25 protein-coding genes are annotated in these 24,553 nt (G+C 63.6%); 13 read left to right on the forward strand and 12 right to left on the reverse strand.

Features of this window, described 5'->3' with window-relative positions; all coding sequences use genetic code 11:
- Positions 1 to 80 precede the first annotated feature (80 nt).
- The 4 genes from ACSQ3L_RS14430 to ACSQ3L_RS14445 all read right to left on the reverse strand — a co-directional run bounded on the left by ACSQ3L_RS14430 (position 81) and on the right by ACSQ3L_RS14445 (position 4,308).
- A complete protein-coding gene (locus tag ACSQ3L_RS14430) occupies positions 81 to 995 on the reverse strand; it encodes a sugar phosphate isomerase/epimerase family protein (protein ID WP_436160562.1) in 915 nt (304 codons plus the stop codon).
- 38 nt (positions 996 to 1,033) lie between these two features.
- Positions 1,034 to 2,584: a mannitol dehydrogenase family protein gene (locus ACSQ3L_RS14435; RefSeq protein ID WP_436160563.1), complete on the reverse strand. Its 1,551-nt coding sequence runs from the start codon at positions 2,582 to 2,584 to the stop codon at positions 1,034 to 1,036.
- Entirely contained in the window at positions 2,560 to 3,342 is a 783-nt protein-coding gene (locus ACSQ3L_RS14440; RefSeq protein ID WP_436160564.1) for an SDR family oxidoreductase, read from the reverse strand. Before ACSQ3L_RS14440 ends, ACSQ3L_RS14435 begins: the two co-directional genes overlap by 25 nt.
- A gap of 78 nt (positions 3,343 to 3,420) precedes the next feature.
- Positions 3,421 to 4,308, reverse strand: coding sequence for a MurR/RpiR family transcriptional regulator (locus ACSQ3L_RS14445; RefSeq protein ID WP_436160565.1), 888 nt, complete (start codon positions 4,306 to 4,308; stop codon positions 3,421 to 3,423).
- Between the two features lie 341 nt (positions 4,309 to 4,649).
- On the opposite strand from ACSQ3L_RS14445, the gene ACSQ3L_RS14450 reads away from it, so the two are divergent.
- The 9 genes from ACSQ3L_RS14450 to ACSQ3L_RS14490 all read left to right on the forward strand — a co-directional run bounded on the left by ACSQ3L_RS14450 (position 4,650) and on the right by ACSQ3L_RS14490 (position 14,613).
- Positions 4,650 to 5,834, forward strand: a complete 1,185-nt coding sequence (locus ACSQ3L_RS14450) for a Gfo/Idh/MocA family protein (protein ID WP_436160566.1) — start codon at positions 4,650 to 4,652, stop codon at positions 5,832 to 5,834.
- Between the two features lie 259 nt (positions 5,835 to 6,093).
- On the forward strand, positions 6,094 to 6,978 hold the full coding sequence (locus ACSQ3L_RS14455; protein ID WP_436160567.1) for a helix-turn-helix domain-containing protein: 885 nt from the start codon (positions 6,094 to 6,096) through the stop codon (positions 6,976 to 6,978).
- A gap of 250 nt (positions 6,979 to 7,228) precedes the next feature.
- Positions 7,229 to 8,299, forward strand: coding sequence for an ABC transporter substrate-binding protein (locus ACSQ3L_RS14460; protein WP_436160568.1), 1,071 nt, complete (start codon positions 7,229 to 7,231; stop codon positions 8,297 to 8,299).
- 94 nt (positions 8,300 to 8,393) lie between these two features.
- The gene (locus ACSQ3L_RS14465; RefSeq protein WP_436160569.1) at positions 8,394 to 9,200 is read left to right on the forward strand and encodes an ATP-binding cassette domain-containing protein; all 807 of its coding nucleotides are present in this window, start codon (positions 8,394 to 8,396) and stop codon (positions 9,198 to 9,200) included.
- Complete coding sequence (locus tag ACSQ3L_RS14470; RefSeq protein ID WP_436160570.1) at positions 9,197 to 10,456, forward strand: sugar ABC transporter permease; 1,260 nt, start codon at positions 9,197 to 9,199, stop codon at positions 10,454 to 10,456. The genes ACSQ3L_RS14465 and ACSQ3L_RS14470 overlap by 4 nt, the downstream gene beginning before the upstream one ends.
- 22 nt (positions 10,457 to 10,478) lie before the next feature.
- Positions 10,479 to 11,207, forward strand: coding sequence for an SDR family oxidoreductase (locus ACSQ3L_RS14475; protein WP_436160571.1), 729 nt, complete (start codon positions 10,479 to 10,481; stop codon positions 11,205 to 11,207).
- 163 nt (positions 11,208 to 11,370) lie between these two features.
- Positions 11,371 to 12,972, forward strand: coding sequence for an FGGY-family carbohydrate kinase (locus ACSQ3L_RS14480; protein WP_436160572.1), 1,602 nt, complete (start codon positions 11,371 to 11,373; stop codon positions 12,970 to 12,972).
- A 140-nt stretch (positions 12,973 to 13,112) separates the two neighbouring features.
- Complete coding sequence (locus tag ACSQ3L_RS14485) at positions 13,113 to 14,138, forward strand: cupin domain-containing protein (RefSeq protein ID WP_436160573.1); 1,026 nt, start codon at positions 13,113 to 13,115, stop codon at positions 14,136 to 14,138.
- Between the two features lie 199 nt (positions 14,139 to 14,337).
- Positions 14,338 to 14,613 (forward strand): excalibur calcium-binding domain-containing protein, encoded by a 276-nt coding sequence (locus ACSQ3L_RS14490; protein WP_436160574.1) that lies wholly within the window; start codon positions 14,338 to 14,340, stop codon positions 14,611 to 14,613.
- A 3-nt stretch (positions 14,614 to 14,616) separates the two neighbouring features.
- Here the strand turns inward: ACSQ3L_RS14490 and ACSQ3L_RS14495 are convergent, their stop codons facing one another.
- Complete coding sequence (locus ACSQ3L_RS14495) at positions 14,617 to 14,760, reverse strand: hypothetical protein (RefSeq protein ID WP_436160575.1); 144 nt, start codon at positions 14,758 to 14,760, stop codon at positions 14,617 to 14,619.
- A 349-nt stretch (positions 14,761 to 15,109) separates the two neighbouring features.
- On the opposite strand from ACSQ3L_RS14495, the gene ACSQ3L_RS14500 reads away from it, so the two are divergent.
- Positions 15,110 to 16,774 carry a hypothetical protein gene (locus tag ACSQ3L_RS14500; RefSeq protein WP_436160576.1) on the forward strand — a complete coding sequence of 555 codons (1,665 nt, stop codon included), beginning with the start codon at positions 15,110 to 15,112 and terminating at the stop codon, positions 16,772 to 16,774.
- 314 nt (positions 16,775 to 17,088) lie between these two features.
- Here ACSQ3L_RS14500 and dinB read toward each other — a convergent pair whose 3' ends face one another.
- The gene (gene dinB / locus ACSQ3L_RS14505; RefSeq protein ID WP_436160577.1) at positions 17,089 to 18,336 is read right to left on the reverse strand and encodes a DNA polymerase IV; all 1,248 of its coding nucleotides are present in this window, start codon (positions 18,334 to 18,336) and stop codon (positions 17,089 to 17,091) included.
- Between the two features lie 188 nt (positions 18,337 to 18,524).
- Between dinB and ACSQ3L_RS14510 the strand changes: the two genes are divergently transcribed.
- Positions 18,525 to 19,238, forward strand: coding sequence for a DUF899 domain-containing protein (locus ACSQ3L_RS14510; protein ID WP_436160578.1), 714 nt, complete (start codon positions 18,525 to 18,527; stop codon positions 19,236 to 19,238).
- A gap of 50 nt (positions 19,239 to 19,288) precedes the next feature.
- On the opposite strand, the gene ACSQ3L_RS14515 is transcribed toward ACSQ3L_RS14510, so the two are convergent.
- Positions 19,289 to 19,732 carry a winged helix-turn-helix transcriptional regulator gene (locus tag ACSQ3L_RS14515; RefSeq protein ID WP_436160579.1) on the reverse strand — a complete coding sequence of 148 codons (444 nt, stop codon included), beginning with the start codon at positions 19,730 to 19,732 and terminating at the stop codon, positions 19,289 to 19,291.
- A gap of 110 nt (positions 19,733 to 19,842) precedes the next feature.
- Between ACSQ3L_RS14515 and ACSQ3L_RS14520 the strand changes: the two genes are divergently transcribed.
- The gene (locus ACSQ3L_RS14520; RefSeq protein ID WP_436160580.1) at positions 19,843 to 20,430 is read left to right on the forward strand and encodes a dihydrofolate reductase family protein; all 588 of its coding nucleotides are present in this window, start codon (positions 19,843 to 19,845) and stop codon (positions 20,428 to 20,430) included.
- A 54-nt stretch (positions 20,431 to 20,484) separates the two neighbouring features.
- Here the strand turns inward: ACSQ3L_RS14520 and ACSQ3L_RS14525 are convergent, their stop codons facing one another.
- From ACSQ3L_RS14525 to ada, 4 genes are all read right to left on the reverse strand, one after another.
- Positions 20,485 to 21,228 carry a 2OG-Fe(II) oxygenase gene (locus ACSQ3L_RS14525; protein WP_436160581.1) on the reverse strand — a complete coding sequence of 248 codons (744 nt, stop codon included), beginning with the start codon at positions 21,226 to 21,228 and terminating at the stop codon, positions 20,485 to 20,487.
- Positions 21,225 to 21,779: a methylated-DNA--[protein]-cysteine S-methyltransferase gene (locus ACSQ3L_RS14530; RefSeq protein WP_436160582.1), complete on the reverse strand. Its 555-nt coding sequence runs from the start codon at positions 21,777 to 21,779 to the stop codon at positions 21,225 to 21,227. Before ACSQ3L_RS14530 ends, ACSQ3L_RS14525 begins: the two co-directional genes overlap by 4 nt.
- 319 nt (positions 21,780 to 22,098) lie before the next feature.
- Entirely contained in the window at positions 22,099 to 22,326 is a 228-nt protein-coding gene (locus tag ACSQ3L_RS14535; RefSeq protein ID WP_436160583.1) for a hypothetical protein, read from the reverse strand.
- A gap of 12 nt (positions 22,327 to 22,338) precedes the next feature.
- Entirely contained in the window at positions 22,339 to 23,445 is a 1,107-nt protein-coding gene (ada, locus tag ACSQ3L_RS14540; protein ID WP_436163440.1) for a bifunctional DNA-binding transcriptional regulator/O6-methylguanine-DNA methyltransferase Ada, read from the reverse strand.
- A 60-nt stretch (positions 23,446 to 23,505) separates the two neighbouring features.
- Between ada and ACSQ3L_RS14545 the strand changes: the two genes are divergently transcribed.
- Positions 23,506 to 23,727, forward strand: coding sequence for a transcriptional regulator (locus ACSQ3L_RS14545; protein WP_436160584.1), 222 nt, complete (start codon positions 23,506 to 23,508; stop codon positions 23,725 to 23,727).
- Positions 23,728 to 23,784: 57 nt separating this feature from the next.
- Here ACSQ3L_RS14545 and ACSQ3L_RS14550 read toward each other — a convergent pair whose 3' ends face one another.
- Positions 23,785 to 24,477, reverse strand: coding sequence for a winged helix-turn-helix transcriptional regulator (locus ACSQ3L_RS14550; protein ID WP_436160585.1), 693 nt, complete (start codon positions 24,475 to 24,477; stop codon positions 23,785 to 23,787).
- Positions 24,478 to 24,553 lie beyond the last annotated feature (76 nt).

Genomic DNA, 24,553 nt, shown 5'->3' on the forward strand with positions numbered 1-24,553 from the left:
CCTCCACATTGTTTTTCAGTTCCAGTTCAAGTCGTTAAAGCACGCCTCTGACAAAATGAGTCATGCGGCGCGCTCTAATTTCATTTCACGAAAGGACGCAGCACGTCGCGGGCGAGCAGAAAACCTCGCTTTACCTGGTCGTCGCTGCCTTCAAATCGCCTGTCCTCGTGTTCGATGATGACCGATCCGTCATAACCGGCGCGGTAGAGGCCGGAGAAGAAACCGCTCCAGTCGACATCGCCCAGTCCCGGCATGCGCGGCACCTGCCAGCCTATGCCGGAAGACAGAATTCCGCGCTCATACAAACCATCATGATCAATCATCAGGTCCTTGGCGTGGACATGCAGCATGTAGGGGCCGAATTCCCTGATGAAGCGGGCTTGGTCGATCATCTGCCAGACCAGGTGCGAGGGGTCGAAATTCATGCCGACCTCGCCGCCCCAGGCTTCGAGGATGCGGCGCCAGACCTGCGGCGAATAGGCGATGTTGTGCCCGCCCGGCCACTCGTCATAGCTGAAGATCATCGGGCAGTTCTCGAAGGCGAGCTTGACGCCCTGGCCGCGCGCATGGGCGACGATTTCGGGCCAGACCTTGAGCGCCGCCTGCCAGTTGACGTCGACGGTCTTCGACGCATCGCCGCCGCAGAAGGTGTTGACGACAGGCACGCCCATATTGGCGGCCAGCACGATCACCTTCTTCAGATGGCCGATCACTTCGGCGCGGTGAGAGGCATCGGGGTGCAGCGGATTTGGATAGTAGCCGAGGCCGGAGACGGTGAGATTCTTCTCCGCCAGCGAGGCGACAATTTCTTTCGCCTGTCCGGGCGAGGTCGAAGCCGCGTCGATATGGCTGGTGCCGGCATAGCGGCGGCTGGCGCCGGATGATTTCGGCCAGCAGGCGATTTCCAATGCCTCGAAGCCGGCCGCGCTTACCCAATTGGCGACCTCGCCAAGTGGCGTCTCCGCGAACGGTGCGGTGAGCACTCCAAGTTTCATGCTGCCTCCCCTGGTCGTGGCTTCACGACCGACTTGTACTATGCAGATCGAGCCGGCCGCTTCAACCGTGTGGTGTCGGCTTGTTTCAGACTGCGCCTGACGGTTGCCATCGGATCGTCCGAAAGCAGCCCATCGAGCGCCGATGTGACGGCCGCGCGGAACGTGTCGTTCGCGGCAAGGCCGGGGTCGAAAATCGTGTCGATGGCAAGGATGCCGGAAGCCAGCGCCCGCGGGTCGCGGCCGGTTGCGTTGGCAATCGCGGCGACCTTGCCGGCATAGGGGTCCGACACCGGCCAGCGTTTGCCGAATTTTTCCGAAGCCTGGATCAGATAGGCCATCCAGCCGGCGACCGGCACCGACAGCAGCGCGATGCCTTGGCTCTGCCGCAAGCGGTCGCGGATAGGGTTGAGCAGGCGCTGCACGATCTTCTGCGAGCCGTCGGTGGCGATCTGGTGGTTGCGGTGGCGGATCGCGGTGTTGCGCAAGCGGCCGAGGCTTTGCTCGACATAGGCCAGCGGCTCGATGCCCGGCACCGACGTCAGTGTCGGCAGCGTTTCCTCGACAAGCATGCGCTTGATGAAGGCCGCCAGCAGCGGGTCGGCGATGGCATCCGATGTGTGTTCGAGGCCGGCCAGCACGCCGAGCGTGGCAAGCGTCGTCTGGGCGCCGTTGAGCACCCGCATCTTGAGATGCTCGTACGGGGTGACATCATCGACGAAACTGGCGCCGACCAGATCCCAGCGCGGCATGCGGCCGGCGAATTTATGTTCGATCACCCACTGCTGGAACGGCTCGCCGACGGCAATTGCGGCATCGCGGTAGCCGAACCACTGCTCGACGCTGTCGAGGTCATCCTGCGTCACCGCGGGCGCGATGCGGTCGACCATGGCCGAAGGGAAGGTGGTATTGCCCGCGATCCAGCTGGCCAGACCATTGCCGCGCCGTTCGGCAAAAGTCCGCACGACGGTCTCGAGGATCACGCCATTGGTCGGAACGTTGTCGCAGGAGAGTAGCGTCAGCGGCTGGCCATGCGTAGCCCGGCGCCGCTCCAGCGCCCGCGCCAATAGACCGGGCACGCTGCGCGGCGCCTCGGGGTTGGCGAGGTCATGGAGGATGTCGGGATGGCTAAGGTCGAGTTGTCCGCTCGACGGGATGTGGCAATAGCCTTTCTCGGTCACCGTCATCGTCACCAGCTCGATATCAGGTGACGACAGCACCTTGAGTGCCGGTGCGGCACTTGCCTGGCTGTCGACCACTTCCAGGATGCTGCCGATGACGCGCGCCTCGATGTGGCTGTTCTCACGGATCAGCCTTGTGTAGAGCCCGCTTTGCCGGCCGAGGGTGTCGGCAAGCTGGGGCGGACGGATGTTGATGCCGACCACGCCCCAGCGGTCGAACTGGAGCGACAGGAGATCGTCGGTGTATTCGGCCTGGTGGCAGCGGTGGAAAGCGCCGACGCCGAGATGCGCCATCCCCACGGCAAGCGCCGCGCGGTCATAGGCCGGTGTCTGGACAGCGGCGGGAAGCCTCTCCAGCAGGGCCGGGCCAAGCGTTTCGATGGCGCTCACCGGTTCGCCCCGATCACCCATTGTTCCTGGTCGATCAACGTCCCGGTCATCGGCCCGGCAGCATCGGAAAGCAGGAAGACCGCGAGGTTGGCGATATCGTTCGTCGAGAACAGGCGGCCGAAAGGCTGCGACGCGTTGGCGGCATCGAGCCAGCCCGGGCCGTTGCCCAGCGTGTCGGCCTGCATGACGCGCTCGGCCGGCGTATCGGTCCAGCCGACATTGATGCCGTTGACGCGGATGCGGTCGAAGCGGTGGGCGTTGGCGGCGTTCTTGGTCAGCGTCGCCAGCGCGCCCTTGGTGGCGGAATAGACGGCGAGCTCCGGCGAGCCGCAATGGGCGTTGATCGACAGGATGTTGAGAATAGCGCCGCCCTGGCCGCGCTGCTTCATGTCGGCGATGGCCGCCTGCATGAGGAAGAACGGGGCGCGCGCGTTGACGGCGAACAGCGCCGCCCAGTCGTCGAGATCGGCATCGAGGAATGACGCTCGGTCGGTCAGCCCTGCGGCGTTGACCAGCGCGTCGATGCGGCCGAAACGGTCGACGCAGGCTTGCGCCAGAAGGGCAGGGGTTGCCGGGTCGGCGAGGTCGGCGGCGACGAAGAGTGTCGGCGTGCCCAATTGCGAAAGCTCCGCCGCGACCGCCTGGCCACGCACCTTCTCGCGCCCGGTGACCAGCAGGCCGCCGGCGCCCGAACGCGCCAGCGTCTCGGCGATCGCGCGGCCGATGCCTTGCGTCGAACCGGTGACCAGCGCCACCTTACCGTTGAGCTGAAGCTCCATTCCTCCTCCCGGAACAAAGTTTCTATTTTTTGAAATATGGAACAGCAATTCCCGGTAGTCAATTGTGCCAGCGGCGTCTCATATGCCGCGCTTTGCCGCGACGCCTTGGACCAGCGCCATGCCGACCGCCAGCGACGCGGCCAGCGAGCGGAAGCCGGCGAAGTCGGATTCCACCACTTCCAGCCAGCTGTCCGACAGCGCGATCAGCGGGCTGAAGGTGCTGTCGGTGATGGTGACGATGCGCGCCTCGCGCTCATGCGCCACGGCGACGAGGTCGGGCGTGATCGAATTGTAGGGGCTGAAGGAGACCGCCAGCACGGCATCTCCTCTGCCGATGCAGCCGACCTGGTCGAGCGCGGACGAGCCGACATTGTCGACCAGCACGTTGCGCACGCCTTGCTGCGAGAGCGTCAGCGACAGATAGGTGGTGACGGGAAAGGCGCGCTTGGAGCCGATGACATAGATCAGGTCGGCGGCCGCCAGCAGCGCCACCATCTTTTCGAAGCTTTCGACGTCGAAGCCGCTCTCGATGCGGCCAAGCGAGGCCTGCGAGGCGCCGACCATGCCATGCAGAAAATGCAGATTGGGCTCGGTCTCGGTCCGCTGCTCGCCGCGCCCTTCCGGCCAGGATCCCTTGACGTGGTCCTTGAACAGGCCCTGGAAATCGGAAAAGCCGGCATAGCCGAATATCTGGGCAAAGCGCACCAGCGTCGACGGCTGGACGCCGGCCTGTGCCGCCACCTGGGCGATGGTGCCAAGCGCGACGTCGCTCGGATGCTGCCATAGGAAGATCGCCACCTGGCGCAGCCGCTTGGGGAAATGCACCGTGCCGGACGACAGCACAGCGCGCAGCTCCTCATAGGTCTGCGGCTGGATGTAGCCGAGTGCGGCCAGCGAGCGACCGCGCTTGCGGGTAGCCGCCTCGTCGACGCTGGACCGTCCCGGTGTTTTGTCTGCCCCCTTCATGATTTCAGGCTAGCGCGGCACGATCGTTTTACAATATGGAAATTGGAAATTGTGTTCGATGGTGAGTTGCGGTCTTGAAGAGTGATGCTAACGGTCAAGGTGGCGCTCTACGGCGCCCCCCTCTGTCCTGCCGGACATCTCCCCCACAAGGAGGGAGATCGGACGTCACCTCTGCTTTCGCCAATCGCCAGCGTTGCAAGAAAGGCGCCGCAGTCGACACTGCCGATCTCCCCCCAAGTGGGGGAGATGTCCGGCAGGACAGAGGGGGGCGCCACAGAACTCGACGGTGGGTGCTGGCCTGATATCGGGCCTCAGCCCTTAAATCAGCGCGAGGAAAACGCATGGTCTATGCAACATCGGACGGATCGGCGCGCCAGCGTTTGCGGGTCGGCATGGTCGGCGGCGGCCGCAATGCGTTCATCGGCGCCGTGCATCGCCTCGCCATGCGGCTCGACGACCAGATTGCGCTGGTCGCCGGCGCGCTGTCCTCCGATGCGGAGAACGCCGCCGCCTCGGCCGCCGAGATCGGCATCGCGCCGGAGCGCAGCTATGCCGACTATCGTGAGATGGCGCGAGCTGAGGCCGCGCGGCCGGACGGCATCGAGGCGGTGGTCATCGTCACGCCCAACCATCTGCACGCGCCGATCGCCACGACCTTCCTCGAAGCCGGCATCGACGTGATCTGCGACAAGCCGCTGTCGACCACGCTGGCCGACGCCGAAGCGCTGGTGACGCTGGCGAAGGCGAAAAAGCGCCGCTTCGTCGTTACGCTGAACAACACCGGCTACGCCATGGTCCGCCAGGCGCGCGAGATGGTGGCGGCGGGCGAGCTTGGGCGGATCGTGTCCGTGCATGGTTCGTATATCCAGGACTGGCTGACCAAGCCGATAGACGCCGAGGGCCAGAAGCAGGCGGAGTGGCGCACCGATCCGGCGCGCGCTGGGCAGTCGGCTGTTCTGGCCGACATCGGCGTGCATGCCTTCAATTTGGCGAGCTACATATCGGGCTGCGAGGCCGAGGCTGTGTCGGCAGACCTGTTCACCGCCGTGCCGGGACGCCGGCTCGACGACAATGCGCATGTGCTGGTGCGCTGGACCGGCGGCGCGCGCGGCACCATCCTGGCCAGCCAGACATCGCCCGGCCACTACAATGATCTGTCCGTGCGCATCTATGGCGACAAGGCCGGGCTCGAATGGTCGGGCGCGCGGCCGGAGGAATTGCGCTTCTCCATCTATGGCGAGGAAAGCCGCACGCTGGTGCGCGGCGGCCATGGCTCGACCGCGGAAAGCCAGCGCGTGTCGCGCATGCCGGCGGCGCACCCCGAAGGCTATATCGAGGCCTTCGCCAATTTCTACCGCGACGCCGCCGACATCATCCGCGCCCATCGCTCGGGCGGCACCGTCGATCCCGCACGCGCGGCACAGGTGCCCGATGTCGTTGACGGCGCGCGCGGCGTGAAGTTTGTTGCCGCCGCAGTGGATTCGAATGCGGCCGGCGGGGCGTGGACGGCTGCAAGGTTTGGATGAGAGGCGATGGGCAGGGCGGTTCGTTCGCCCCGCACCGTCTCCGGCGCGTCAGCAATGCTGCCCCATCCTGCCCGAATATCGCCTCTGAGCATGCTCTCCCGGTTAAAAAAGTATCATCCGTTGCCCCGAATCGTGGTGGCGCCTGTTGTCATGAGCCGGTACCGTGGTCTCGAAATGCAGAGCCGAAACCAATTCGGCCGGTTTAGGGAATTTGGGCCGAATGCGGCAACGATCCGTACCGGCCCGGGAGGAAGCGGACATGGAACCGGACCTGGAAGTTGTCCAGATACGACGCGGTGAGTCCTTCAAGGCGTGGTCGCATGGCTACCCCTTCCACACGGTGCGCTGGCACTTCCATCCCGAATATGAACTGCATCAGGTGATCTTCACCAACGGCCGCTATTTCGTCGGCGACTTCATCGGCGAGTTCGAGCCGGGCAATCTGGTGCTGACGGGGCCGAACCTGCCGCACAATTGGGTCAGCGACATCCCCAGGGACAGTTCGATCCCGCTGCGCGGCCGCATCATCCAGTTCTCCGAAAGCTTCATCGGCGACGCCATGCATGTGCTGCCCGAACTGGCGGGGCTTGGGCCTCTGCTCGAGGCATCGCGGCGCGGCGTGCTGTTTTCCAGCCGCACCAGCAAGGCGCTGGCGCCATTGATGGAAGAGATGATGCAGGCTCAGGGTGTGCGCCGTATCGAGCTGTTCATGATGATCGCTGGCCTGCTCAGCCGCGCCCAGGAATTCCAGCTGCTGGCGAGCGCCAGCTACCGGCCCGACCCATCCGGCTACATGACCGCCGGCATGAACAAGGCGCTCGCCTATATCAGGGAAAACCTGACGCAGCTGTTCGATGAGGCGGATCTGGCTGCCATCGCCGGCCAGTCGACCGGCGCCTTCTCGCGCTCGTTTCGCCGCCACACCGGCATGTCGCTGGTGCAGTATGTCAAGCGGCTGCGCATCAACCTCGCCTGCCAGATCCTGATGAGCGACGAGCAGGCCTCGATCACCGACATCTGCTACGAGGTCGGCTTCAACAATCTGTCCAATTTCAACCGGCAGTTCCTGGCGGAGAAGGGCATGCCGCCCTCGCGTTTCAGGCGCCTGCTGGCCGACAACATCAACGCGGGCAAAGCCGCTTAACGGAGGAGCCAGGGAGGAACCAAGGGAGGATTTTTTCTTTTGCATGACGACGTGAACCATGGAGCGGTTCGCGATGGAGAGCGCTTGTCTCAAATTTCCTCCGCTTAGCGGAGGATGTCGGCGCGGCTCGAAAAGGCCGGCGCCGGGTCCTGGTTCCCAATTGCAGTTGGGGGCGAGGGCGGACGCGTGTCTCCGCACCAAAGCAGTCAACGACCTTCTTACAACCATATCCAGAAACGGAGAAGACCGAATGACCAAACTTTCAATCAAGTCCGCCGGCATGGCAGCGCTTGCGCTGTCGCTGCTGGCCGGCACCGCCGCGATCGCACGGGCCGCCGAAGTCACAGACGCGACCGTCGCTTTCCTGATGCCCGACCAGGCCTCGACCCGCTACGAACAGCACGATTATCCCGGCTTCGCCGCCGAGATGAAGAAGCTGTGCCCGGGCTGCAAGGTGCTCTACCAGAACGCCGATGCCGACGCCTCGCGCCAGCAGCAGCAGTTCAACTCGGTGATCTCGCAGGGCGCCAAGGCGATCGTGCTCGATCCCGTCGACTCGACCGCCGCCGCCTCGCTGGTCAAGCTGGCGCAGAGCCAGGGCATCAAGGTGATCGCCTACGACCGGCCGATCCCGACCTCACCGGCCGACTTCTATGTCTCGTTCAACAATGAAGGCATCGGCAAGGCCATCGCGGACTCGCTGGTCGAGCACCTGAAGGCGCTGAAAGTCGATCCGGCCACCGGCGGCGTCTTGCAGATCAACGGCTCGCCGACCGATGCGGCGGCCGGCTTGATCAAGAAGGGCATCCATGCAGGCCTCGACAACAGCGGCTACCAGATACTGGCCGAATACGACACGCCGGAATGGGCGCCGCCGAAGGCGCAGCAATGGGCCGGCGGCCAGATCACCCGCTTCGGGCCGAAAATCCTCGGCGTGGTCGCCGCCAATGACGGCACCGGCGGCGGCGCCGTCGCGGCGTTCAAGGCGGCCGGCGTCGATCCGGTGCCGCCGGTAACCGGCAATGACGCGACGATCGCGGCACTGCAGCTGATCATCGCCGGCGACCAGTACAACACCATCTCCAAGCCGAGCGAGATCGTGGCGGCGGCCGCTGCCAACGTCGCCATTAAGCTGCTTTCGGGCGAGACTCCGAAGGCCGAGATGACGCTGTACGATACGCCCTCGCAGCTGTTCACGCCGGCGGTGGTGACGCAGGAAAACCTGAAGGCCGAGATCATCGACAAGAAGATCAACACCGCGGCTGAACTCTGCGTCGATCGTTACGCGGAAGGCTGCAAGAAGCTGGGCATCGGGAACTGACCGCTACCCTTGCCCGCTCCGCTGTCTGGCCACCCGCTCGGCGGCCAGACAGCGCTTACTGCTTTTGAACCGGTCTTTGAAAGGTGCTCCAGGCATGATCGATATCCCGGACGAACCGGTTCCGGCAGGCGAGCTGGTGCTCAGCCTGCGGGGCATTTCGAAGCATTTCGGCGCCGTCTCGGCGCTGACCGACATCGATCTCGATGTCCACGCCGGCGAGGTGGTGGCGCTGGTCGGCGACAATGGCGCCGGCAAGTCGACGCTGGTCAAGATCCTGGCCGGCGTGCATCAGCCGAGTTCGGGCACCATTAATTATCGCGGCAAGCAGGTGACGCTTGCCGACCCGAGTGCCGCGCTGACGCTCGGTATCGCTACCGTGTTCCAGGATCTGGCACTGTGCGAAAACCTCGACATCGTCGCTAACATCTTCCTCGGCCGCGAGCTTAGCCCGCTGCGGCTGGACGAGGTGGCGATGGAAGTGCGCGCCTGGACGCTGCTCAACGAGCTGTCGGCGCGCATCCCAAGCGTGCGCGAAGTGGTCGCGTCGTTGTCGGGCGGCCAGCGCCAGACGGTGGCGATCGCCCGCTCGCTGCTGCTCGAACCCAAGCTCATCCTGCTCGACGAGCCGACGGCGGCGCTCGGCGTGGCGCAGACGGCGGAAGTGCTCAACCTGATCGAGCGCGTGCGCGATCGCGGCCTCGGCGTTGTCATCATCAGCCACAACATGGAAGACGTGCGCGCCGTCGCCGACCGCATCGTCGTGCTGCGGCTTGGCCGCAACAACGGCATCTTTACGCCCGACGCGTCGAACCAGGAGCTGGTCAGCGCCATCACCGGCGCGTCGAACAATTCGGTGTCGCGCCGCGCCGAGCGCCGGCAAACCCAGGAGCCACGCCCATGAGCCGCGACGTGCAACAGGCCGCCCCCGTGCCGCCGCAGCTCGACCGCGCCGATGTGCGCGTCAAGCATGAGGCCGGGATCGGCGGCGCCATCCGCAGGTTCTTCGATCGGGTCCGCTCCGGCGATCTCGGCTCGCTGCCGGTCATCGTCGGGCTGGTCATCATCTGGACGGTGTTCGCCAGCATCAACCCGATCTTCCTGTCGAGCAGCAACCTGGTCAATCTGCTGTTCGATTGCTCCACCGTCGGCGTCATCGCGCTCGGCATCGTCTGCGTTTTGATGGTCGGCGAGATCGACCTGTCGGTCGGCTCGATCAGCGGCTTTGCCTCGGCGATGGTCGGCACGCTGTGGGTCAACCAGGGCTGGCCGGTGGCGCTCGCCATCGTCGCCGCCGTCGCCGTCGGCGGCTTCATCGGCGCGCTCTATGCGCTGCTGTTCAATCGGCTGGGCATGCCGAGCTTCGTCTCGACGCTGGCTGGCCTGCTGGCGGTGCTCGGCCTGCAACTCTACATCCTCGGCTCGACCGGCTCGATCAACCTGCCTTACGGTTCGAACCTGGTGAATTTCGGCCAGCTGCTGATGATGCCGAAATTCGTCTCGTTCGCTCTGGCGGTGGTGCCCGGCATCGTCATGCTGGTCACCGGCCTGCGCACCGTCGCGCGCCGCCGCGCCGCCAATCTGTCGGCGCCGTCGATCGGCGGTATCGTTACACGGACGGTGGTGATCACGGTGGTGCTCGAACTAATCGTCTTCTACCTCAACCAGGCGCGCGGCATTCCGTGGATGTTCGGCCTGTTCGTCGGCCTGGTCATATCAATGCACTACGCGCTGACGCGGACGAAATGGGGCCGCTCGATGTCGGCGGTCGGCGGCAACCGCGAGGCGGCAAGGCGTGCCGGCATCAATGTGCGGCTGATCTATTCCAGCGCCTTCGTGCTGTGTTCGATGCTGGCTGCTTTCGGCGGCGTGCTATCGGCGGCTCGCCTTGCTTCCGCCAGCCAACAGGCCGGCACCGGCGACGTCAACCTCAACGCCATCGCGGCGGCCGTCATCGGCGGCACCAGCCTGTTCGGCGGCAGGGGCAGCGCCTATTCGGCACTGCTCGGCATTATCGTCATCCAGTCGATCGCCAGCGGCCTGACGCTGCTCGATCTGTCCTCGTCGCTTCGGTACATGATCACCGGCGCCGTGCTCGCCATCGCGGTCATCGTCGACTCGCTGGCACGCCGCTCGCGTGTCTCGCATGGCCGGGCCTGAACCCATCAACAGGAAGCAAGACATGAGCGAAGAACTGTCCGGAAAAGTTGCCGCCGTCACCGGCGCGGCGTCAGGCATCGGCCTCGAGTGCGCCAGGCATATGCTGGCGGCCGGCGCCACCGTGGTGCTGGTCGACCGCGCCGAGGCGACGCTGAACAAACTGTGCGCGGAGCTCGGTCCGAAGGCGATCCCGCTGGTGATCGACCTGATGCAGCCGGCAAGCGTCGCCACCATGATGCCGCAGATCCTGGAGAAGGCCGGCCAGCTCGACATCTTTCATGCCAATGCCGGCGCCTATGTCGGCGGCGAGGTGGCGAACGGCGATCCCGACGTCTGGGATCGGATGCTCAACCTCAACATCAATGCCTGCTTCCGATCGATCCAAGCGGTGCTGCCGCACATGATCGAACGCAAGACCGGCGACATCATCGTCACCAGTTCGATCGCCGGGCTGGTGCCGGTGGTGTGGGAGCCGATCTACACGGCTTCCAAGCACGCGGTGCAAGCCTTCGTCCACACGGTGCGCCGGCAGGTCGCCAAGCACGGCCTACGCGTCGGTGCCGTGGCACCGGGGCCGGTGGTGACGGCGTTGGTCGACGACTGGCCGAAGGCCAAGCTCGAAGAGGAACTCGCCGCCGGCGGCCTGATGCAGCCGCGCGAGGTGGCTGAAGCCGTGATGTTCATGCTGACCCGGCCGCGCAACGTGACGATCCGGGATCTGGTGATTTTGCCGCAGAGCAATGATTTGTGAGGGAGTAGGGAATAGGCAGTAGGGAATAGGCAGTAGGCAGTAGGCAGTAGGGGAAGATGTAGGCACGACCTTGCTGTCGAAAACGCTTCCTGTTCCCCATTTCAGCTCGCCAATCTCCTACTCCCTACTCCCTACTCCCTACTCCCTGAACCGGAGGTTCCCCATGCCCAATTTCCTCGGCATCGACGTCGGCACCGGCAGCGCGCGGGCTGGGGTGTTCGACCGCACGGGAAACCTGCTTGCCTCGGCCAAGCGGGACATCGAGGTCTGGCGCGAGGCTGGCGACATCGTCGAGCAGTCGAGCAACGACATCTGGCGGGCGGTGTGCGCGGCCACGCGGGAAGCGATCGCTCAATCGGGCGTGGCGCCAGAGGCGATCGCCGGCATCGGTTTCGACGCCACCTGTTCGCTGGTGGTGCTGGGCGAGGGCGGCGTGCCCCTGGCGGTTGGCCCGTCCGGCAATCCCGAACGCAACATCATCGTCTGGATGGATCATCGCGCGGTCGAGCAGACGCGTCGCATCAATCGCAGCGGCGAGGCGGTGCTGAATTATGTCGGCGGCGTCATCTCGCCGGAAATGGAAACGCCGAAGCTTCTGTGGTTGGCCGAAAACCTGCCCGCCACTTTCGATGCCGCCTGGCAGTTCATGGACCTCGCCGACTTCCTTACATGGCGGGCGACCGGCAGCCTTGCGCGCTCGGTCTGCACGGTGACCTGCAAATGGACCTATCTGGCGCATGAAAGCCGCTGGGACGAGACCTATTTCCGCAAGATAGGCCTCGGCGCGCTGGCCGACGAGGCATTCGCGCGCATCGGCACCGAGATCGCGCCGGCGGGTGCCGCACTTGGCGGCGGTCTGACCGCGCAAGCGGCAGCGGACCTTGGTCTCAACCCCGCCACCGCGGTGGCGGCCGGGCTGATCGATGCGCATGCTGGTGGCGTCGGCACCGTCGGCGCGCGCGGCGAGTTCGGCAGCGTTCTGTCGCGCATGGCCTATGTCTTCGGCACCTCGGCCTGCACCATGTCGTCGACCGCCGAGCCGGCCTTTGTCGATGGCGTCTGGGGTCCGTATTTCTCGGCCATGGTACCGGGCCTGTGGCTGAACGAGGGCGGCCAATCGGCGGCCGGTGCTGCCATCGATCATCTGGTGCGCATGCATCCGGCGGCCGGCGAAGCAAGCGCCAAAGCACAGGCCGAGGGGCTCAGCCTAAGCGCCTGGCTGTCGCTGCAGGCGCAAAGCCGCAACGGGGCAGCGGCCACGCCGGCCCTGGTCGGCGGCATCCATGTGGTGCCGGAATTCCTCGGCAACCGCGCGCCTTTCGCCGACCCGGACGCGCGCGCGCTGATTGCCGGGCTCGATCTCGACACCAGCCTCGACAGCCTGGTCGCGCTCTATGTCGCCGGGGTCTGCGGACTGGGCTATGGCGCCCGCCAGATCGTGCGAGCCGAGCATGACAAGGGCATTGCCGTCGACACCATCGTCGTCAGCGGCGGCGCGGGCCAAAGCCCGCTGGTGCGCCAACTGCTTGCCGACACGACAGGCATGGTGGTGGTGGCCTCGACGTCGCCGGAGCCGGTACTGCTCGGCTCGGCGATGCTGGGCGCTGTCGCCGCCGGGACCTATCCCGATGTGACGGCGGCGATGGCCGGCATGTCGGAACTCGGCGAGGTCTATCATCCCGATGCTACGCTGGCCGGCTGGCATGCCAAGCGCTTCGCGGCGTTCGAATTGCTGCAGCAAGCCGGCAAGGCGATCAGGAACTGAAGCGAGCGACTTCTGTCCGGCTTTGTCAGGAGCGTCGCGAACACCGCTTGGCGGTTTATCCGGAAGCTGGCAGCTTTGTTCTGTCGTGGACCCTCTAGCAACATGCGACGAGGGCGGGGCGACAGAACCAGGAGGCCCCAATGGTGGACGAAGCTAAACCGCCTCTGCCCTTCGCATCGGATGACCTGCCGTGGACGGAATGGTCCGATGTGCCGCGCTTTGGCCTGCGCTACCGGCATTTGTCGCTGGCCGCCCTTGGCGAAAACCACCGTGTCGGCGTGGCGATCGAGGAACTGCCGGCGGGCAAGCAGACCTCGCCGGCGCATTACCATATTTTCGAGGAAGAGCATGTCTTCATCCTCGAAGGGACGCTTACCGCTTATGTCGGCGACGCGGCCTATGCCATGAAGGCCGGCGACTACATCTGCTTTCCCGCGGGTGCCGCGGCGGGGCATTGCCTGATCAACACCAGCGACGCACCGTGCCGCTATGTCATCGTCGGCGAGCGCAACCCGAACGAAGTGGTCGTCTACACCGCCTCCAACAAGGTGCTGGTGCGCGCCCTGGGCCGCCGCGCGATCTTCGATCTCGCGGCAACCCGAACTTATTGGGACGGTGAGAACACCGGCCTCGCCGCTGGCGATCCGTTGCCGTCGGATGTGACGGCCGGCGTCACCAAGGCGGCCGCCGCGCCGATCCCGCCGATCGCCAGCGATGCCGTCGAATGGAAGGTCGAGGGCGAAGGTCCGCGGTTCGGCGGCCGGTCCAGGCACCTGACTTATGCCGCGCTGGGACGGTCCGACTATCATGTCGGCATGCTGATCGAAGCGCCGGCCCCCGGCATGCGCCTGGCGCCCCGGCACTACCACATGCTGGAGGAGGAGCACGCGCTGATCCTTGAAGGGCAGGTGACGCTGCTGCTTGGCGAGGAGCGCTACGAAATGAGAGCCGGCGACTATGTCTGCTTTCCAGCCGGCCTGGCTGTCGGGCATTCCTTCCTCAACAGCGGCACGGGGCCATGTCGCTATCTGATGATCGGCGAGCACAACCTCAATGAGGTCTGCGTCTATCCTGATTCCAACAAGATGGCGGTCGACGCCCTGCGCCGGCGCGACGGCATTTTCGACATGGGAACGGTGAGGCGGTACTGGGACGGCGAGGCATAGGACTGAAGTTCACTATCCGCTACCGATAGCCGCGCTCTGAACGCCGGAAACCGTTCGGAGATGGGCGTTATTGCTACTGTATCTGGGTAGAGCTAGTCTGGTTCGGGCACTCCAACTGGGGAGTTGGCGGGGAATGCTCCTGCCATTCTTGCGATGGCCTTCACCCTATCACCGTCGCCGCCTTGGCAGGCTGGGATGGGTGGCTTTGTTCGCGCCGTTCATTCTGTTGTCGGGCTATATCATCTATGGCTTCGTCGGCATTCGATTTGATACGCCTCTTTCGGTGCTGAGGCACCTTGCGGCGTTCCCGAACTGCACTGCCGCCCGTGCTGTCGGGCTTGCCTCCGCGCACAGGGGGGAGCCCGGCTATTGGCCGACGCATGATGCCGACAAGGACGGCATCGCCTGCGAGCCTTGGCATGGGGGAAGTGCCAGCGGCGTCAAGGTGCATCGCTATTGGCGCACCGGCAAATAGCGCTCACAGCTCCTTCTCCGCCAGTTCCCTGAACTCGTCGGGCACCGAGCGAGCCGCTTCCAGCGCTACCGTGCCGTAGCCGACGGCCTGTTTGCCGAAGCGCTCGCGGATCTTGTCGATGGCGCGGTCGGCGCCGAAGCGTGCCAAACGGGCGTCTGAAAGCGGTTGCCTGCTGCTGTGCTCTAAGATCGATCAGTCGACAAGGATTCGGTCGCTTCCAGCTAAATCGAGCGTATGTGAACGATGGATGTCACTCGACTTGTTCTACAAAACTCAATGTCGAGCCAACCTATCCCGCCATATGTGGAGGAGCCTCGCATGTGTTGAACCCGCCCAAGAAACCCCGTGAGTCACTGCTTCCGAACACAAATTCGCGGACTCGACCTACTGGTTCCTTACGTGGAAGACGCGTGATAAATTTCCTAATAATGTTCGGCACGATCTCGGCTTATCGCGTATCAATCATTGGCTTAAAATGGGCTGTAGGAGGCCCATCATGGACAAGCTCTCTGGCATTATTTCGAGCGTCGAACGCATTACGCCTGAAATTGCCGCAGGCATGCTTCAGCGCGTAATTGGGAATGGCCGCATCGATCAGGCGATACTGCAAGCCTTCGAACGCGACATGCGAGAAGGACGCTGGGTGCTAAATGGCTCGCCGATCGTGCTTGCAACAGATGGACGAGTTCTGGATGGTCGCGCAAGACTTCATGCCTGCGTGCGTTCCGCCAGCTCTTTCGAGACCTTATTAGTCCGCGGTGTTCAGCCAGATACCTTTGAAACCATCGATTCAGTCCGTAAACGCACCCTTGCAGATGTTCTATCGATTCGGAACGAAATTCACGGTCGCGCTCTCGCCTCGGCACTCCGCATCATCTGGAGCTACCAATCCGGAGGAACGCCAGGATCGGGCAAATCTCCAGCACCTACAGTTCTGCTCGCGGTGCTTGAACAGGCTCCAGAGATTCGAGATAGCGTTCTTCCGGCGCTAAGGTCGATGCCGCTTCTTCCTCACGGCTGTGCGATCGCCCTTCATCATCTCGCTAGCAAGGTCAACGCCGACAAAGCCGATCAGTTCGTCGCTCAGGTCGGTGAGCCGGTGACAACGAATCCCAACAGTCCCATTCTCCAGCTTCGCGCGGCACTAAGTACTCTGCGCGGACAGGGTGGTACCCGCAAGCAATCCTATATCCTCGCCATAGCCATCAAAGCTTGGAATGCCTTTTATCGAGGCAGGCCAATCAAGCACCTTAAATACGGAGCCGAGCGAGAGTCTTTCCCTCGTTTTGAGGCAGAGCCAGATTGGGGGCCGCTTAGCCGCATTATTAGCAAGAGCGGCCCGGTCAATCAGGGGGCAAAAGCGCACGCGCTTAAAGTGCGTGCCGTAATGGTGACGCCGGAAATGGCAGAAGTGATGCTTGCTGATCGTGGCCCAAACCGCCACGTGTCTGCGTCGGTCATCAACAAATACGCCCGTGACATGATGGCAGATCGCTGGCGCCTTAATGGGCAAACCATCAAGGTTGCAAGGGACGGTCGGTTGCTCGACGGCCAGCATCGCCTCGAGGCGGCCAAGAAGGCCAAGCATCCGTTTCCGGCTATTATCGTCGAGGGACTGGCCGAAGACACATTCAGTTCCCTTGACATTGGGCGGCGCCGCTCGACAAGCGATATTCTACGAGAACGGGGTGAAAATCACACCATCATCCTGGCTTCTGCCCTGCGCTGGCTTTGGATGATCCGAAACGGCGTCGTACTCGCTGCAAACTCATCACCCACCAACGGTGAACTGTTAGAATTACTCGAACTCAACCCTAGTATTCGCACAAGCCTCAAGCATGTCGCCGCTATTCGAGAAATCATGGGGAGCGGTATTGCAGCCGCACTCCATTGCACCTTTGCAGGGCGCGACGCAGCACGCGCCGATGAGTTTTTTGCGCGCCTGATTGATGGCGTTCAACTCGCCGAGCAAAGTCCGGTACGCCATCTGCGCGAGCGGCTTATCCGCACGCGCGCATCGCACCGCGTGCGCCTCGCGGAGGCGGAACGTGTCGCGATCAGCATCAAGGCATGGAATGCATATCGCGAGGATCGCCCCGTTCAGCTTTTGATATGGCGAAACCGCGGAGCAGCACGCGAGCCTTTGCCAGCCGTGATGTGAAGGGGCTTGTCTGTGGATAAGAAAATCGAAAGCATGCACTTCCGGGCTGACGAAGGTGTACGCACATTTCTTGACAGCGTTGCGGAACGGCTAGGAGCTAATCGGTCGGAGGTTATGCGTCGAATGTTGCAAGTAGCACAGAAGGCCGGTGACAAAGCGACCGCCGAGCTTCTACGAAGCCTTTCGTCTCAATAGTCTGTTTTGCTGCGCAAAGCATTGTTCTAATTGTTTTTTTTACGATATTGTCGCCTCGTCGTTCTTGAGAACAGCGAGAACGAATTCGGTTAGAAGCCAAACGAAAGTCGGCCACGCCGTCACAGCTCCTTCTCCGCCAACTCCCTGAATTCGTCGGGCACCGAGCGCGCGGCCTCCAGTGCCACCGTGCCGTAGCCGACGGCCTGTTTGCCGAAACGTTCGCGGATCTTGTCGATGGCGCGGTCGGCGCCGAAGCGTGCGAGACCTTTTTTCGTGCCGGGCCGGCGTTTCTCGTCGGCGAGGCCGAGCGGCAGTTCAAGCTGCAGCTCGAGGCTTTCCTCGAGATGCGACACCGAGATTGCCAGCAGCGAGATCGTTTTCTCCTGGCGGTGGTCGGCAAGCACGCCGCGCACCAGATCGCCGGCGATCTCGGCCAGCATCGTGGTTGCCGAGATCGGCTGGTCGAGCGTGATCGAACGGGTGACGGCGCGGAGATCGGCAAAGCGCACGCGCACCGTCACCGTGCGGCCGGGCCTTGCCTTGGCGCGCAGCCGGCTGGCGACGCGGTCGGCCAGATGCAGCAGAGTGGGTACGATGACCCGCGCCACGGCGGGTTTCTGGCCGAGCGCCGATTGCGCACCGGCCGAATGCGCGCGGCGCTTGGTCTCCAGTTTTCGCGGGTCGCGGTTCCACGACAGCGCCGACAGCTTTTCACCGGCGGCAGGACCGAGCAGCCGCGTCAGCGCACCACGATGCGTCCTGGCCAGTTCTCCAATCGTCTCGATGCCGATTTCGGCCAGCCGCGCCCTAGTCGCCGGGCCGACGCCCCACATCAGCCCGACCGGCAAATCGTGCAGGAAGGCGGTCTCGCTGCCGGGTTCGACCACCACCAGCCCGTCGGGCTTGGCGACCTGCGAGGCGATCTTGGCCAGGTGCTTTGTGCGCGCCACGCCGATCGAGATCGGCAGGCCGAGTTCAGCCCGCACGCGGCGGCGGATGGTCGTTGCGATCTCTTGCGGCGAGCCGAACAGATGCGTGCAGCCGGCGACGTCGGCAAAGGCCTCGTCGATGGAGATGCGCTCGACCAGCGGGGTAAAATCGTCGAGCACCTTGATCGCCGCGTCGCCCAGCCGCTGGTAGTGGCTGAAATTGCCGCCGACGAAGATCAGCTGCGGGCAGAGTTCGCGCGCCTTGCGCCCCGGCATGCCGCCACGCACGCCGAAAGCGCGCGCTTCATAGGAGGCGGCGAGCACGACGCCGCCGCCCACCGCGATCGGCTTGCCGCGCAGCGACGGGTCGAGCAACTGCTCGACCGAGGCATAGAAGGCGTCGAGATCGGCATGCAGGATGGTGGCTGTCGTTTCCATCCGACCGCACATCCGCAGCTGCTGATAGATGTGAACAAATAGAGAACAAAAGGGGGTGATTGTCAAGGAGACCACGCATCGGCGTTCTCACACACCCACCCTTTTCCTTGGAAATCGGACGGCTGTTGTCGGATTGTTCCTTTCGACAACGTCTTTCATGCAGGCGTTAGCGTGAGAAGGAGAACGACATGACAGACCACATCATCTCGCCTTACCGGGACTGGTTTGAAGTCCACAAGGCGCATCTCAAGAAAGAGAAGGCTTTCACGCACCAGCGTCAACAGCTTGCGGCAGACCGGCGAGCACTACCTTGGCTGCGAATCGCAAAGCCCTACGAATTCGATACGACGCAAGGGAGGAGATCGCTCTCTGACCTCTTTGAGGGCCGTAGCCAGTTGATCGTCTATCACTTCATGTTTCCGCCCAATGCAGATTATCGCTGCACCGGCTGTTCCTTCCTCTCAGATCACATCGACGCCGCCAATCTGCATCTGATGCATCACGATGTCTCCCTCGTCGTGTGCTCGCGCGCTCCGCTTGCTGAACTGCTGGACTTCAAGGCGCGGATGAATTGGCAGTTCGATTGGGTGTCGTCATTCGGGAGTGACTTCAATTTTGACTTCCAGGTATCGTTCACGGAGGACCAGATCGCCTCGGGAAGGGTGCTGTTCAATTTCGAAGAGGTCGCGATGACAGGGAGAGATCGCGGCGGTGCCACCGTTTTCTACAAAGACGGCGATGGCGAGATTTTTTGTACTTTCCAGGTACGAGGACGTGGCGGCGAGAACCTGATCGGTACATACAGCTATCTCGACCTGACCCCGATGGGCCGCAATGAAAATGGACCCTCCCATACGCTGGGCGATTGGGTGCGTCTTCATGATGAGTATGATGCTCGATGACTATTGCGGCGGGGCGCCGCGTAGTAGCGACGCCCTGCATGGGTTCGGCCTCAGCGCTTGTCTGACGGGCTTCGGCTGGCAGCCAGATGCTCCCTCCGCAGCGCCGCTTTCGTCTGTTCCAGCGCAGCCTCGCCACCCGCCGCCAGTTCTTCGGCGATCCGCGCCAGCTTATCGTCAGCCTTGCGGTGCTTGCTGCCCCAGACGCCGAGCGTCGCCAGCACCGGCAAGAGGTCGATGCCGGCCTCGGTCAGCCGATAGACCGTTCTCAAGCCATGCGTCGGGTCGTCGCTGCGGGTGAGGATGCCTTCGTCCTGGAGGGTCTGCAGCCGCTCGGCCAGCGTGCGCGAGGAGATGCCTTCGTCGGATTGCAGGAATTCGCGAAAATGCCTTTTCCCGGCGAAGACCAGATCGCGAATGATGAGCAGCGTCCAGCGGTCGCCGACGAGTTCGAGCGACAGGTTGATCGGACAGCCGGATTTTTCGCGCGTCGACATTTATGGTTCCGTTTTTAAATCACTTTGCAATTGACACCATTTTGGCATTGCGTCAATGGTTCCAAATGTAAACCGTTTGCATTGGCCGCGATGAACCGAGGAGAACGACGATGAAAAAGCTGATCCTTCAGATGCAGATGTCGGTCGACGGCTTTGTCGGCGCCAAGGAGGATCATCCCTGGCAGCTCTGGGAATGGGGTGACGACAGCGCCTGGGACGAGGCGCTGAAGCAGGATTTCAACGCTATCTTCGCTGGCATCGACACCATATTGCTCAGCCGCAAGATGGCGCAGGAGGGCTATCTCACCCATTGGGGCAACGCGGCGAAGAAATTTCCGCGCGATCCGTTCTACGCTTTCGCGCAACGCGTCGTCGACGCCCGGAAGGTGGTGCTGAGCGACAAGCTCAAGCAATCGGCCTGGGAGCGGACGACGGTCGCCAGCGGCGACCTGCCGCGCGAGGTCAAAGCGCTGAAGGCGGGCGAGGGCGGCAACATGGCCGTGTTCGGCGGCGCCGGCTTCGCGTCGGCGCTGATCGCGGCCGGGTTGGTCGACGAGTTCCACCTGTTCATCAACCCGGCGGTGCTGGGTGCCGGCCGCCGGATTTTCGATCAGGGCGGATTTCAAACGCTGCGGCTGCTAGGCTCGAAGGCCTATGCCTGCGGCATGGTGGTCAACCGCTACGCGCCAATCAGCTAATGGCGAGGGTTGGCGATCCGTCACACCCGCGACCTTGAGATATCCTCGTCACTTTCACTTCGCGTCGTGAAAAATAATGCCGACCGTGTGCCGCATGCCTGAGCGCAGGCGGCTGACGCCATGGCGCAGATTGACGCGGTAATTGCCTTTGGTTCCCTGCACCGGCCGGTTGTGGACGGCGAAGACCACGGCATCGCCCTGGCGCAACGGCACCACCTCGACCCGGCTCTGCATGCGCGGCCGCTGCTCGGTCAGCGCGAACTCGCCGCCGGTGAAATCCCGACCCGGTTCGGAGAGCAGGATCGCCACCTGCAGCGGGAAGGCGAGGTCGCCATAGAGGTCCCGGTGCAGGCAGTTGAAGTCGCCGGGCACATATTGCAGCAACAGCGGTGTCGGCCGCGTCTGGCCGGCGGCATGGCATTCTTCGAGGAATTCGGCATGCGTTGGAGGATAGCGCATGGCCTGGCCCATGCGCTCGTTCCACCGGTTGGCGACCTCGGCCAGCCTGGGATAGAGCGCGCTGCGCAGGCCGCCCAGGAGGTTGGGCAAGGGATAGCGGAAATAGCGGTACTCGCCTTTGCCGAAGCCGTGCCTTGCCATATGGATGTGGCTACGGAAATGCTTCTCATCCGAGTAGAGGCCGGCGATCTGCCGGCACTCCTGCGGCGACAGCAACTTCTCGATCACCGCACAGCCGAATCCGTCGAGTTCGGCGGCAAGCGCCGGCCAGTCGTAACCGGCGATGCGTGTCTCGGCAGCTTGGACCACCGATGTGGCAATTTTGGCATGGGCGTTCATATCGTAGCCTCCTTGTCGAGCAGAGCACGTTTGCGTTCGACACCCCAGCGGTAGCCGGCCAGCGTGCGGTCGGTGCGGACGACACGGTGGCAGGGAATGCCGAGCGCTATCGCATTGGCGGCGCAGGCGGTCGCCACGGCGCGGGCGCTGGTCGGCTGGCCGAGGCGGCGGGCCAGTGCGGTGTAGGTGACGGTGGTGCCGCACTGGATGGTGCGCAGCTCCTCCCAGACGCGCTGCTGGAACAGCGTGCCGCGGCGCATGTCGAGCGGTAGATCGAGGCCGACGTCCGGCGTTTCGATGAAGCGCGCGATTGCCGCGAGATCGCCGCGCAAGGTGATCTCGTCTTCGACCAGCATCTTGCCGGGGAAGCGATCGCCAAGGTCTTGTTCCAGCGTATCGGCGTGCGAGCCGATCAGGATGGCGCAGACGCCGATATCGCTGCGCGCCACCAGGATTTTGCCGATCGCGGATTCGCCGATCGCGTAGGTGATGGCGTCGAGGGCGGCGGCGTTGGAGGTTGTCGCCGGACTATTGGTTTGCATAAGGTTCATTGCGTTTACTCCTGTGTTTGTGCCTGAACCCTAGGCGCGTGCTGGTTGGTGCTCACTCCGGTGCTTGCTTTCAAATTCAAATCTCAGATTTGAAGATGGATGGCGAAGGTAGGTGTTCTACGGCGCCCCCCTCTGTCCTGCCGGACATCTCCCCCTCAAGGGGGGAGATTAGCAGTTTTGGCGCCGGCTCCCTTCTTGCAACGCTAGAGTAGGCAGAGGTCGCGGCGACAGCCAATCTCCCCCCTTGAGGGGGAGATGTCCGGCAGGACAGAGGGGGGCGCCGTAGAGCGCTAATTTTGAACCATTCACACTTCGACGTTTACGCGACACGCGTGACGGAAACCTCTCCGAGCAAAAACACCTCACCCGTCAACAACCGCAGCTCAATCTCGCCGGTCACGGTGCGGCTCCATTCGGCTCTGCCGTGATCGACCATCTCGCCGATGGCGGTCATCACCAGTAACTTCGAGCCTTCGGCACTCCGGCTGCCGGCAGCTTGGGTCTGGCTGGTCGCATCGGTGGTGGGAGACCTTGCCATCGCGCGCATTGCCGGTCCTCGTCAGGCCCGCATTGACCGGTTGGCATTGTCGACCTCCCGATCCAGCAGCGCGCGCTTGCGCTCCGCGCCCCAGGCGTAGCCGGACAGGGCGCCGTCTTTGCGGATCACGCGATGGCAGGGAATGGCGACGGCAAGGTTGTTGGCGGCGCAGGCGGCGGCGATGGCGCGGGTTGCCTTTGGCGCGCCGATGCGCTGCGCGATCTCGGCATAGGAAACCGTGTGGCCGAGGGGAATGTCTTGCAAGGCTTGCCAGACGCGCTGCTGGAACGCGGTGCCGCGCACGTCGAGCGGCAGGTCGAGGCCGAGTGCCGGCACTTCGACAAAGCCGACGACGCGGGCGACCAGTGCCTCGTAGTCGCGGTCGCCACCGATCAGCCGTGCCTTGGGGAAACGATCCTGCAGGTCGCGCACCAGCGCGTCGGGATCGTCGCCGAGCAGGATAGAGGCGACGCCCTTTTGGCTGGACGCGACAAGGATGGTGCCGAGCGAGGATTGGCCGACGGCAAAGCGGATCTCTTCATGGGCGCCGCCGGCGCGATAGCGCGTCGGCGTCATGCCGAGCATACCGGTCGATTTCTCGTAAAAACGCCCGCTCGAATTGAAGCCGGCGTCGTAGATCGCGGTGGTCACGTTGGCGCCGTCCTGCAGGCCCTGACGAACCCTAGCGGCGCGGTGCGCGGCGGCATAGTCCTTTGGTGTCAGCCCGGTGACAGCCTTGAAGGTGCGGTGGAAATAGCCGGCGCTGCGGCCGGCGGCATCCGCCAGTTCGGCGAGCGACGGCTCTTCCTCGCTCTGCTCGATCCTGCGGCAGGCATTGGCGACCATCGCCGCCTTGCCGGCCTCGAGCGACGGGCCATCCGGGTTGCAGCGCCGGCACGGGCGAAAGCCGGTCGCTCTGGCCTGATCCAGCGTGTCGTGCAACTGCACATTTTTCGGGTTGGCGCGCCGCGACGGGCAGGAAGGACGGCAATAGACGCCGGTCGTCGCCACCGAATACCAGAATGCGCCGTCGGCCGACTTGTCGCGCGCGACGATACGCGCCCAGCGCGGATCGTCGGCAACCTGCAGCGGCATGGCTTTCAGATTCTTGGCCAGGGCGATGAACATGGCCGCATTGAAGCCGACCGAGCGCGGCCTCGCCACCCGTTTCCTGACAAGTGTCAGGAGGTGCACCTGTTCGTCGGGACGCACAAAGAGTATGACAGAAACAATCCGGAGAAGGGTGTGATGGAAAACATTCGACCCATTGAGACCGAAGCCGATTACGATTGGGCGATTGCCGAAATCACCAGATATTTCGAGAATGAGCCGGAGGTCGGCTCTCCCGATGGTGACCGCTTCGACGTTCTCGCAACTCTGATCGAGGCTTATGAGGATAAGCGCGCCTGAGGCGGACGGGAAGGCCGCCGCTAGCGGTGCCTGATCGCCGCCCTCCAATCCCCGTTGCTACGCCGCGCGCTTGGGCTCCACCGCGAACGGGCTGAGGCCGAGCCAGGTCTGCATCTTCTTGCCGATGGCCTGGTCGCCGGTCAGGGCAACTTTGGCGCCGGCCTTCTCGACGGTCAGCACTCCCATCCAGATCGCCGTCATCGTGTGCAGGTCGGTCGAGACGTAGAGGTCGACATCGAAGCCCGGATCGTACCAGCACAGATCGACCTCGCCGTGCTTCTCGACGATCAGCCACCACGAGCGTTTGGACGCCGGCAGGTCCTGGTACAGGAATTGTATCACCGTGCGTCCTTCAGGCAGCGGCGAGGGGTTCAGATTGCGCCGCATGTCCCACATCAGCAACGACGGATCGAGGTTCTTCAGCGACAGCCGGGACTCGACCCATTTCTGCCCCCAGAAGCCCATCGCCTCGACGACCGGGCGCAAATCCCGGCCGGCTTCCGTCAGCCGATATTCGAATATGCCTTTTTCGCCCGGCACTTCCTTGCGCTCGACGATCCCGGCCAGTTCAAGTTCCTTCAGCCGTTGCGACAGAAGGGTCGGCGACATTTTGGGGACGCCGCGGCGCAGGTCGTTAAAACGGGTCGAACCCGCCACCAGTTCGCGCATCAGCACCATCGTCCAGCGGGTGCACAGCACCTCGGCGGCCATCGATAGCGGGCAGAATTGTTTATATCCGTGCTGGGTCATGATTGGTGCCTCTCCCTCAAACCTGACCGAATATTAGGCCTTCATGAATGAGGCGGCCAGTACGGAAACTGTACTG

The organism is Mesorhizobium sp. LjRoot246 (genome assembly GCF_964254115.1).
Lineage (GTDB): Bacteria > Pseudomonadota > Alphaproteobacteria > Rhizobiales > Rhizobiaceae > Mesorhizobium.

What these genes read in the sequence shown, in the direction of transcription:
- ACSQ3L_RS14435 (WP_436160563.1), bottom strand. Translation starts at nt 2,584, where the DNA reads ATGGGTGATCGGGGCGAACCGGTGAGCGCCATCGAAACGCTTGGCCCG.
- ACSQ3L_RS14515 (WP_436160579.1), bottom strand. Translation starts at nt 19,732, where the DNA reads ATGTCGACGCGCGAAAAATCCGGCTGTCCGATCAACCTGTCGCTCGAA.
- ACSQ3L_RS14445 (WP_436160565.1), bottom strand. Translation starts at nt 4,308, where the DNA reads ATGAAGGGGGCAGACAAAACACCGGGACGGTCCAGCGTCGACGAGGCG.
- ACSQ3L_RS14550 (WP_436160585.1), bottom strand. Translation starts at nt 24,477, where the DNA reads ATGACCCAGCACGGATATAAACAATTCTGCCCGCTATCGATGGCCGCC.
- ACSQ3L_RS14450 (WP_436160566.1), top strand. Translation starts at nt 4,650, where the DNA reads ATGGTCTATGCAACATCGGACGGATCGGCGCGCCAGCGTTTGCGGGTC.
- ACSQ3L_RS14460 (WP_436160568.1), top strand. Translation starts at nt 7,229, where the DNA reads ATGACCAAACTTTCAATCAAGTCCGCCGGCATGGCAGCGCTTGCGCTG.
- ACSQ3L_RS14500 (WP_436160576.1), top strand. Translation starts at nt 15,110, where the DNA reads ATGGACAAGCTCTCTGGCATTATTTCGAGCGTCGAACGCATTACGCCT.
- ACSQ3L_RS14535 (WP_436160583.1), bottom strand. Translation starts at nt 22,326, where the DNA reads ATGCGCGCGATGGCAAGGTCTCCCACCACCGATGCGACCAGCCAGACC.
- ada (WP_436163440.1), bottom strand. Translation starts at nt 23,445, where the DNA reads ATGTTCATCGCCCTGGCCAAGAATCTGAAAGCCATGCCGCTGCAGGTT.
- ACSQ3L_RS14440 (WP_436160564.1), bottom strand. Translation starts at nt 3,342, where the DNA reads ATGGAGCTTCAGCTCAACGGTAAGGTGGCGCTGGTCACCGGTTCGACG.
- ACSQ3L_RS14510 (WP_436160578.1), top strand. Translation starts at nt 18,525, where the DNA reads ATGACAGACCACATCATCTCGCCTTACCGGGACTGGTTTGAAGTCCAC.
- ACSQ3L_RS14530 (WP_436160582.1), bottom strand. Translation starts at nt 21,779, where the DNA reads ATGAACCTTATGCAAACCAATAGTCCGGCGACAACCTCCAACGCCGCC.
- ACSQ3L_RS14465 (WP_436160569.1), top strand. Translation starts at nt 8,394, where the DNA reads ATGATCGATATCCCGGACGAACCGGTTCCGGCAGGCGAGCTGGTGCTC.
- ACSQ3L_RS14525 (WP_436160581.1), bottom strand. Translation starts at nt 21,228, where the DNA reads ATGAACGCCCATGCCAAAATTGCCACATCGGTGGTCCAAGCTGCCGAG.
- ACSQ3L_RS14430 (WP_436160562.1), bottom strand. Translation starts at nt 995, where the DNA reads ATGAAACTTGGAGTGCTCACCGCACCGTTCGCGGAGACGCCACTTGGC.
- ACSQ3L_RS14485 (WP_436160573.1), top strand. Translation starts at nt 13,113, where the DNA reads ATGGTGGACGAAGCTAAACCGCCTCTGCCCTTCGCATCGGATGACCTG.
- ACSQ3L_RS14475 (WP_436160571.1), top strand. Translation starts at nt 10,479, where the DNA reads ATGAGCGAAGAACTGTCCGGAAAAGTTGCCGCCGTCACCGGCGCGGCG.
- ACSQ3L_RS14480 (WP_436160572.1), top strand. Translation starts at nt 11,371, where the DNA reads ATGCCCAATTTCCTCGGCATCGACGTCGGCACCGGCAGCGCGCGGGCT.
- ACSQ3L_RS14470 (WP_436160570.1), top strand. Translation starts at nt 9,197, where the DNA reads ATGAGCCGCGACGTGCAACAGGCCGCCCCCGTGCCGCCGCAGCTCGAC.
- ACSQ3L_RS14520 (WP_436160580.1), top strand. Translation starts at nt 19,843, where the DNA reads ATGAAAAAGCTGATCCTTCAGATGCAGATGTCGGTCGACGGCTTTGTC.
- dinB (WP_436160577.1), bottom strand. Translation starts at nt 18,336, where the DNA reads ATGGAAACGACAGCCACCATCCTGCATGCCGATCTCGACGCCTTCTAT.
- ACSQ3L_RS14455 (WP_436160567.1), top strand. Translation starts at nt 6,094, where the DNA reads ATGGAACCGGACCTGGAAGTTGTCCAGATACGACGCGGTGAGTCCTTC.